Below are 7966 nucleotides of genomic sequence, written 5' to 3'. Positions count from 1 at the left end.
GGCGGATCGTCGACGCCGACGCCCGGTCCAACCCCCAGCCCGTCGCCCACGCCGACACCGACCCCCACCCCCGCACCGGTCGCCGGACCGGCGTGGTTCGGCTACGGTCGCGACGCGCAGCACACGGCGGTGAGCGCGATCGCGTCGCAGGATCTCGGTCGGATCGCCTGGTCGTCCCCGGTCGACCTCGCCCCGCAATATACCCCGGCCGGCGCGCTGCTCACCCATTATGGATCGCCGGTGGTGACGACGACCAACACCGTGGTGATCCCGGTCAAGACCACCGCGACCGGCGGCTACCGCGTCGAGGCGCGGGCGGGCGCATCGGGCGCTCTGCTGTGGTCGGCGACCACCGACTATGCGATGCCGCCGCGCAACTGGCTGCCGCCGTATAATTTGCTGCTGACACAACAGGGACGGCTCTATGCGCCCGGCGCCGGCGGCAAGCTGCTGATGCGGGCCGACGCGAACGCCGCCACCGGCGCGTTCGTGCCGCACGTCTTTTTCGGCGCGGCGGCCTACAACGCCAACCCGACCGCGTTCGACGGCAGCGTGTTCATCAACACGCCGCTCACCGCCGATGCGCAGGGCAACATCTTCTTCGGCTTCGTCGTGACGGGCGCCAATCCGGCCGGGCTGACCAGCGGGATCGCGCGCGTCGCGCCCGACGGCACCGGCAGCTGGATCAGCGTCGCCGCCGCGGCGGGCGATCCTTCGGTGCAGAAGCCGGCGATGAACTGCGCGCCGGCACTGTCGATCGACGGCGGCACGGTCTATGTCGCGGTCAACCGGGGATCGACCACCGCGACGCAGACCGGCTATCTGCTCGCGCTCGACAGCACCACGCTCGCCACGCGCGGCAAGGCGGCGCTGATCGACCCGAATACTCTCGATCCGGCGCGGATCAGCGACGACGGCACCGCATCGCCGGTGATCGGCCCCGATGGCCGCGTGTTCTACGGCGTGCTCGAATCGCTGTTTCCGACGCACAATGCGCGCGGCTGGCTGCTCCAGTTCGACGCGCTGCTCAATCCGGTCGGGGTGCCGGGCAGCTTTGGCTGGGACGTGTCGCCCAGCGTGATTCCGGCGTCGATGGTGCCATCGTACACCGGCGGCTCCACCTATCTGCTCGCGCAGAAATACAACAACTACAACGGGGTGGGCACCGGCGACGGGCAGAACCGGCTGGCGGTGGTCGATCCGGGCGCGAGCCAGCCCGACCCGATCGTCCCGGCGGTGCAGGTGATGCGCGAGGTGCTGACCATCGTCGGGCCGACACCGGACGGCAATTCGCCCACCGCGCGGCGCGAATGGTGCATCAACACGATGGCGGCGGACCCGATCCGCCGGTCGATCCTGGCCAACAACGAGGACGGCATATTGTACCGCTGGGACCTGGCGACCAACATGCTGTCGCAGAGCCAGCGGCTCAACACCGGGCTGGGCCAGGCGTACACGCCGACGCTGATCGGCGCCGATGGCGGGGTCTACGCGATCAGCAACGCCACCCTCTATGCGATCCGCGCGAGCTAACGCCGGAACGGATCGCTGAACCGCGCGTCGGTGGTGAGCGCGCGGTCGTCGAGCGTCTTGAGGAAGGCGACCAGCGCGGCGCGGTCGCCGGGATCGAGCTTCAGGCGGCGCGGCCCGCCCCCCTGCCGTAGCCGATCGTCGAGCGCCGGGCCGTCCTGCACGCCCCGGTCGTAGAAGGCGACCACCTCCGCCAGCGTCGCGAAGCGACCGTCGTGCATATACGGGCCGGTCAGGGCGACGTTGCGCAGCGACGGCGCCTTGAACAAGCGCGTCTCGCCAGCGTCGAGGCCGTTGCTGCGCGCATCCGCCGCCAGCGCGAAAGTCGGCGGCCGGTGGCAGGCGGCACAGCCCGCCCCGCCCTGCGCGAGATCGGCCATGAACACGTGCCGGCCGCGATTTTCCTGCGGCGTGAAATCGGGCAGGTCGACGTCGAGCGCGCGGTTCGGCGCGGTCGGCGAAAAGACCCGCGCATAACCGTCATCCCAACGGCTGGTGCTGGCGACCATCGCGCGGACGAACAGGGCCAGCGCCTGCTGGATGCGCGGTTCGGTGATCGCGTCGGTGCCATAGGCCCAGCGGAACAGCGGCGGATAGTAGGTCGTCGCCGCCATCTTGCGGGTCAGCGCGTCGAACCCGCCCGCCGCGCCGCCCCATCCCATTTCGATCAGGCTGTGGAACGGGTGGCTCGCCTGCGCCTCGACGCTGGCGGCGCGGCGGTCCCAAAAGGTCGAGCCCGGCTGCCAATAGCGCAGGTTGCCCAGCCGCATCGCGTGGAATTCGGTGGTGGCGGCGTTGCTGATCCCGTTGCTGAACCGCATCGAATCGGTGAACCCGAGCGCCTGTTGATGGCACGACGCGCACGACGCGCGATCGTTGGTGCTGAGCCGCAGATCGTGGAACAGCACCCGCCCCAACGTCGCGATCCGATCGTCTGCGGGGTTCGGCGCGGGGCTGTTGTCCAGCGCGGTCACCGTCGCATCGAAATAGGCGGGAAGCGCCGGTGCGGCATAGTTGGCGACATGATCGAAATCGATCGTCGTGGCATCGGCGACAGCGGCCGGGGTGCTGGACCGGCGCGCATCGCCCCCGCCGCCGCACGCCGCCAGCGCCAGCGCCAGCGCCAGCCCAAGCGTGAACAGCAGCGCCGGAATGCCCGCGATCCGCCTTGCCATCCCGACCGCTCCCTTCCCCGCCGCCTTCGGCGCAACGGTATCGCGCCATTCGACCGACCGCCGCCGTTCGGCCACTATACTCGCCCGCCGCTCCGGATGTAGGGGGAGAGCGATCATCCGGTGGAGACGTGACCGTGCCCCATTATCGTTCCCGCACCAGCACGCACGGCCGCAACATGGCGGGCGCGCGCGGCCTGTGGCGCGCCACCGGCATGACCGACGCCGATTTCGGCAAGCCGATCATCGCGGTGGTGAACAGCTTCACCCAGTTCGTGCCGGGGCACGTCCACCTCAAGGACCTGGGCCAGCTGGTCGCGCGCGAGATCGAAGCGGCCGGCGGCGTCGCCAAGGAATTCAACACCATCGCGGTCGACGACGGCATCGCCATGGGCCACGACGGGATGCTCTACTCGCTGCCCAGCCGCGACCTGATCGCCGACAGCGTCGAATATATGGCCAACGCGCACTGTGCCGACGCGCTGGTCTGCATCTCCAACTGCGACAAGATCACGCCAGGCATGTTGATGGCGGCGATGCGGCTCAACATCCCGGCGATCTTCGTGTCGGGCGGGCCGATGGAGGCGGGCAAGGCGGATCTGCGCGGGCAGACCGTCGCGCTCGACCTGGTCGACGCGATGGTGGTCGCGGCGGACGAGAGCTACACCGACGAGGAGGTGGCGGTCATCGAACGATCGGCCTGCCCGACCTGCGGCAGCTGTTCGGGGATGTTCACCGCCAATTCGATGAACTGCCTGACCGAAGCGCTGGGGCTGTCGCTGCCCGGCAACGGATCGGTGCTGGCGACCCATGCCGATCGCGAGCGGCTGTTCCGCGAGGCGGGGCACACCATCGTCGATCTGGCGCGGCGCTGGTACGAAGAGGACGACGCATCCGCGCTGCCGCGCACCATCGCCAGCTTTGCCGCGTTCGAGAATGCGATGAGCCTGGATATCGCGATGGGCGGATCGACCAACACCGTGCTCCATCTGCTCGCCGCCGCGCATGAGGGCGGGATCGCCTTTACCATGGCCGATATCGACCGGCTGTCGCGCCGGGTGCCGTGCCTGTGCAAGGTCGCCCCGGCCAAGCAGGACGTGCACATGGAGGACGTCCACCGCGCCGGCGGGATCATGGCGATCCTGGGCGAACTCGATCGCGCCGGGCTGCTCGATACCAGCCTGCCGACGGTCCACGCCGCGACGCTGGGTGATGCGCTCGATCGCTGGGACATCGCGCGCGATGCCGGCGAAAGCGCGCGCACGTTCTACAAGGCAGCGCCGGGCGGGGTGCGCACCACCCAGGCGTTCAGCCAGAGCAATCGCTGGAAGGAACTCGACCTCGACCGCGAAGCCGGTGTGATCCGGTCGGCCGAACACCCGTTTTCAAAGGATGGCGGGCTGGCGGTACTGTACGGCAACATCGCCACAGAGGGATGCATCGTCAAAACCGCGGGGGTCGACGATTCGCTGCTGACCTTTCACGGCGCCGCGCGAGTCTATGAGAGCCAGGACGCGGCGGTCGCCGGCATCCTGGGCAACGAGGTGCAGGCGGGCGACGTCGTCGTCATCCGCTACGAAGGGCCAAAGGGCGGGCCGGGGATGCAGGAAATGCTGTATCCGACCAGCTATCTGAAGTCGAAGGGGCTGGGCAAAGCCTGCGCGCTGATCACCGACGGACGCTTTTCGGGCGGCACATCGGGCCTGTCGATCGGCCATGCCTCCCCCGAAGCCGCCGAGGGCGGGCTGATCGCGCTGGTCGAAACCGGCGATCCGATCCAGATCGACATTCCCAACCGGACGATCGAGCTGGCGGTCGACGCCGCGGTGCTGGCGGCGCGGCACGAGGCGATGGAGGCGCGCGGCGACAAGGCGTGGAAGCCGTTCGGCCGCAAGCGCACCGTTCCGGCGTCGTTGCGCGCCTATGCCGCGCTCACCACCAACGCATCGCGCGGCGCGGTGCGCGACGTAGGCCAGGTCGAGCATTGAGGAGGTGGGGCGGCCCCAGAGCATTTTCGAAGCAGATGGCATCATCTGCTGACTCGGAAAATGCGGAAAAACAAAAGACAAATAGAGCATGCTCCGATTGAGCCTGATCGGATCGTGCTCTAGCTTCGCCCCATGCGGATCGCCGCGCCGGCGACGAACGGCGCGCCGGCGACCAGCAGCAGGCTGACCGCGCCGAGCAGCTTGAGCGCGCCGACCCCACCCTCCAGCGCGCCCGCGCCAAAGATCAGCAACGGCACCGCGAACGGCAGCATCACCAGCCCGGCCAGCGCCCCGGCGCCGCGCAATCCCGCGATCAGCGCGCCGGTCGCCACCGCCAGCGCGGCCAGCCCCGGCGTGCCGATCAGCAGCCCGATCTCGACCCGCAGCAGCGTTTCGCCCGGCAGGCCGAGCAGCGCCGCGGCGATCACCGCCGCGATCATCAGCGGCGGGGCGAAGCCGATCCAGTGCGCGACGATCTTAGCCGCCGCGACCGCGCTCATCGACAGACCGCGCACCGCCATCTGATCCAACACCCCGCTGTCGGCGTCGGGGGCGACCAGCCGCTCGATCGGCAATACCGCCGCGAGCAACGCCGCCGCCCAGATCACCCCGCCGCCGATCCGCGCCAGCAACGCCGAATCGGGACCGACGGCGAAGGGAAACAGCACGGTGACCAGCAGGAAGAACGCCACCACCAGCGTCGCCCCGCCGCCGGCATAGCCGCGCCGCACATCGCGGGCGATTATCGCGATCACAGCGCCACCTCCACCGCGTCCGGCAGCGCGACCGGCTGGTGCGTCGCCACCACCGCGATGCCGCCGCCGGCGCGGTGGCGCGCGATCAGCTGTTCGAGCATCGTCACCGACGCGGTATCGAGTCCGTTGGCGGGCTCATCGAGCAGCCACACCGGCGCCCGGCTGGCGAGGACGCGGGCGAGCGCGGCACGACGGCGCTGCCCGGTCGACAGCAGCCGCACCGGCACAGCGGCGAGCGCCGCCAGCCCGGTCGCGTGGAGCGCATCGCCGACCCGGCGGCGCGGATCGTCGCCGGTGTCGGAGACCGCCGGATCGAGCACCGCCCAGAAGCGCAGCGCCTCGGCCAGCGGACGGTCGCCGTCGAGCGCGGTCGCCTCCGCCATCAACGCGCGCGCGCCATCCCCCGTGACCTGGCCCTCCGACGGCACCAGCAGCCCGGCGGCGATGCGGATCAGGCTCGACTTGCCGACCCCGTTCGGCCCGGTCACCAGCGCGGCGCCGCCGCCGGCCAGCGCGAACGAGCGCGCTTCGAACAGCCGCCGCCCGCTACGCACGCAGCCGACGTCCGAAAACGACAGCGACGCGCTCAATCCGCCGAATCCTCAAGCGCATGCATGTCGTCGTCGGACAGGCCGAAATGATGCCCGACCTCATGCACGACGATATGGTGCACCAGCGTTTCCAGCCCGACCCCGGTCTCGACCCATTCATCGAGGATCGGGCGGCGATAGAGGTGGATGCGGTCGGGCATCGCGCCCGAATCGAACGCCGATTTCTCCCCGATCGGGCGGCCGTGGTAGAGCCCGGTCAGCGCGAACGGATCGTCGATCGCCATCGCGGCCAGCGTGTCGTCATCGGCGAATTCCTCGACGATCAGCACCACCCCCGCCAGGTGCTCCGCGAACGGCGCCGGGATGCGCGCCAGCGCGGCGCGGGCCATATCCTCGATCGCGGCGGCGTCGGGGGCGAAGCGGTCTTGCCGGGTCATCGAACAGTCCATAATCGGTTGAGCGTCCGGGGACCATGGAGGGATTATGATCGAGGCATTGAGCGAAGCGGAGCGCGCCGAGGCGCTCGATGGCTTGCCCGACTGGGATTACGACGACGATCGCGACGCGATCCGCCGCACCTTCACCTTCAACAATTTCGGCGAGGCGTTCGCGTTCATGACCCAGGTCGCGCTGATGGCGGAAAAGGCGGACCATCACCCCGAATGGGCCAATGTGTACAACCGCGTGGATATCCTGTTGACGACCCACGACGCCGCCGGCCTGTCGGCGCGCGACGTCGACCTGGCGACGCAGATCGACGCGCTGGTCGACTAGCCCGCCGCGTCGGCCACCGTGCCCCGCCGCATCATCCTGCGCAGCCGGCCGGGCATCCAGCGCGCCGCGAAGCGCAGGCGGTGGGCGGTCTTGCCGACATAGGCGAACACCGCGTCGCCGTGCACCACACCCCACGCGGCGTCGGCGACCATCTCCGGCGTCGACAGTTCCAGCCCGGCGGCGACGACATTTTCGCGGATCGAGCGGTTCGATCCCTCCGGCGCGGGATCGAGCAGCGGCGTGTCGATGAAGCCGGGGACCAGCCCGCGCACCCTGATCCCATCGGCGTACCATTCGCCGTCGAGCGCCTCGGTCAGCGCGCGGACGCCGAACTTGGTCGCCGAATAGGTCGCAAGGCCGGCCGAGCCATAGACCGCCGATGCCGACGCGGTGTTGAGCAGGCACGACCCCGGCGTGCGTTTCAGATAGCCATGGCCGATCCGCGCGCCGTTGAGCACCCCGGTGAGGTTGATCGCGACGCAACGATCGATCGCGTCGAAATCGGCCTGCGCCAGCGGCCCGCCCAGCGCGATGCCGGCATTGTTCGCGAGCACGTCGAGCCGCCCGGCCTTGGCGGTGAAATCGTCGAGGCTGGTGGTCCACGCCGCGCGATCGCGCACGTCCATCGGGTAGAGATCGGCCCCGCCCGGCAGCAGCGCGGCGGTCTGTGCCATGCCCGCTTCGTTCACGTCGGCCAGCCCGATCCGCCAGCCTTCGCGCGCGAACCGCGCCGCGATCGCCCGCCCGATGCCCGATCCGCCGCCGGTGATGAAGATCGCCTGTCGCATGTCGCTCCCCTTCCCTTTGCGCGCATCGTCGCGCAGAACCGGCGGACATGCCAGCCCCCCCGCCCGGCCCGAGCATCGGCTTCGACGCGGTCGCCGTCACCTATCCCGGCGGGGTCCGCGCGGTCGACGGCGTCAGCCTGACCGTCGCCGGCGGCAGCTTCGTCGCGCTGGTCGGCCAGTCGGGATCGGGCAAGTCGACGCTGCTCAAGACGATCAACCGGCTGGTCGCGCCCACCGCCGGGTGCGTCACGATCGATGGCGTCGATGTCGCGGACGGCGCCGCGCACCTGCTGCGGCGGCGGATCGGCTATGTGTTCCAGAACGTCGGGCTGTTCCCGCACATGAGCGTGGGGGAGAATATCGCGATCGGGCTGCGGCTGGCCGGCCGCCGCGCGGACGGGCGGGTCG

At 70.0% G+C, this 7966-nt stretch carries 8 protein-coding genes and 1 pseudogene; 4 read left to right on the top strand and 5 right to left on the bottom strand.

What is annotated here, in order from left to right; genetic code table 11:
* A pseudogene (locus VNR91_RS05955) lies at nucleotides 1-1533 on the top strand (hypothetical protein); the annotation flags it as partial.
* Here the strand turns inward: VNR91_RS05955 and VNR91_RS05950 are convergent.
* Complete coding sequence (locus tag VNR91_RS05950) at nucleotides 1530-2705, bottom strand: cytochrome-c peroxidase (protein WP_325489855.1); 1176 nt, start codon at nucleotides 2703-2705, stop codon at nucleotides 1530-1532. The pseudogene VNR91_RS05955 and the gene VNR91_RS05950 sit on opposite strands and share 4 nt — an antisense overlap.
* A gap of 134 nt (nucleotides 2706-2839) precedes the next feature.
* Here VNR91_RS05950 and ilvD point away from each other — a divergent pair, with 134 nt between their 5' ends.
* On the top strand, nucleotides 2840-4690 hold the full coding sequence (ilvD, locus tag VNR91_RS05945) for a dihydroxy-acid dehydratase (protein WP_325489854.1): 1851 nt from the start codon (nucleotides 2840-2842) through the stop codon (nucleotides 4688-4690).
* A gap of 119 nt (nucleotides 4691-4809) precedes the next feature.
* Here ilvD and VNR91_RS05940 read toward each other — a convergent pair whose 3' ends face one another.
* From VNR91_RS05940 to VNR91_RS05930, 3 genes are read right to left on the bottom strand one after another with little or no spacing between them, the layout of a single operon-like run.
* Nucleotides 4810-5445 carry a heme exporter protein CcmB gene (locus VNR91_RS05940; protein WP_325489853.1) on the bottom strand — a complete coding sequence of 212 codons (636 nt, stop codon included), beginning with the start codon at nucleotides 5443-5445 and terminating at the stop codon, nucleotides 4810-4812.
* The gene (gene ccmA / locus VNR91_RS05935; protein WP_325489852.1) at nucleotides 5442-6035 is read right to left on the bottom strand and encodes a heme ABC exporter ATP-binding protein CcmA; all 594 of its coding nucleotides are present in this window, start codon (nucleotides 6033-6035) and stop codon (nucleotides 5442-5444) included. Before ccmA ends, VNR91_RS05940 begins: the two co-directional genes overlap by 4 nt.
* The gene (locus VNR91_RS05930) at nucleotides 6032-6433 is read right to left on the bottom strand and encodes a metallopeptidase family protein (RefSeq protein WP_325489851.1); all 402 of its coding nucleotides are present in this window, start codon (nucleotides 6431-6433) and stop codon (nucleotides 6032-6034) included. Before VNR91_RS05930 ends, ccmA begins: the two co-directional genes overlap by 4 nt.
* 43 nt (nucleotides 6434-6476) lie before the next feature.
* Between VNR91_RS05930 and VNR91_RS05925 the strand changes: the two genes are divergently transcribed.
* Entirely contained in the window at nucleotides 6477-6770 is a 294-nt protein-coding gene (locus tag VNR91_RS05925; protein ID WP_325489856.1) for a 4a-hydroxytetrahydrobiopterin dehydratase, read from the top strand.
* Here VNR91_RS05925 and VNR91_RS05920 read toward each other — a convergent pair.
* Nucleotides 6767-7558, bottom strand: coding sequence for an SDR family oxidoreductase (locus VNR91_RS05920; RefSeq protein WP_325489850.1), 792 nt, complete (start codon nucleotides 7556-7558; stop codon nucleotides 6767-6769). The two genes, VNR91_RS05925 and VNR91_RS05920, sit on opposite strands and share 4 nt — an antisense overlap.
* A gap of 47 nt (nucleotides 7559-7605) precedes the next feature.
* On the opposite strand from VNR91_RS05920, the gene VNR91_RS05915 reads away from it, so the two are divergent.
* The coding region (locus VNR91_RS05915) for an ATP-binding cassette domain-containing protein (RefSeq protein ID WP_325489849.1) at nucleotides 7606-7966 on the top strand (361 nt) is incomplete at its 3' end.

The sequence above is a fragment of the Sphingomonas sp. genome, from assembly GCF_035555815.1.
Lineage (GTDB): Bacteria > Pseudomonadota > Alphaproteobacteria > Sphingomonadales > Sphingomonadaceae > Sphingomonas.
The sequence above is the reverse complement of the archived record's forward strand: the minus strand, read 5'-3'. Positions and strand labels throughout refer to the sequence as shown.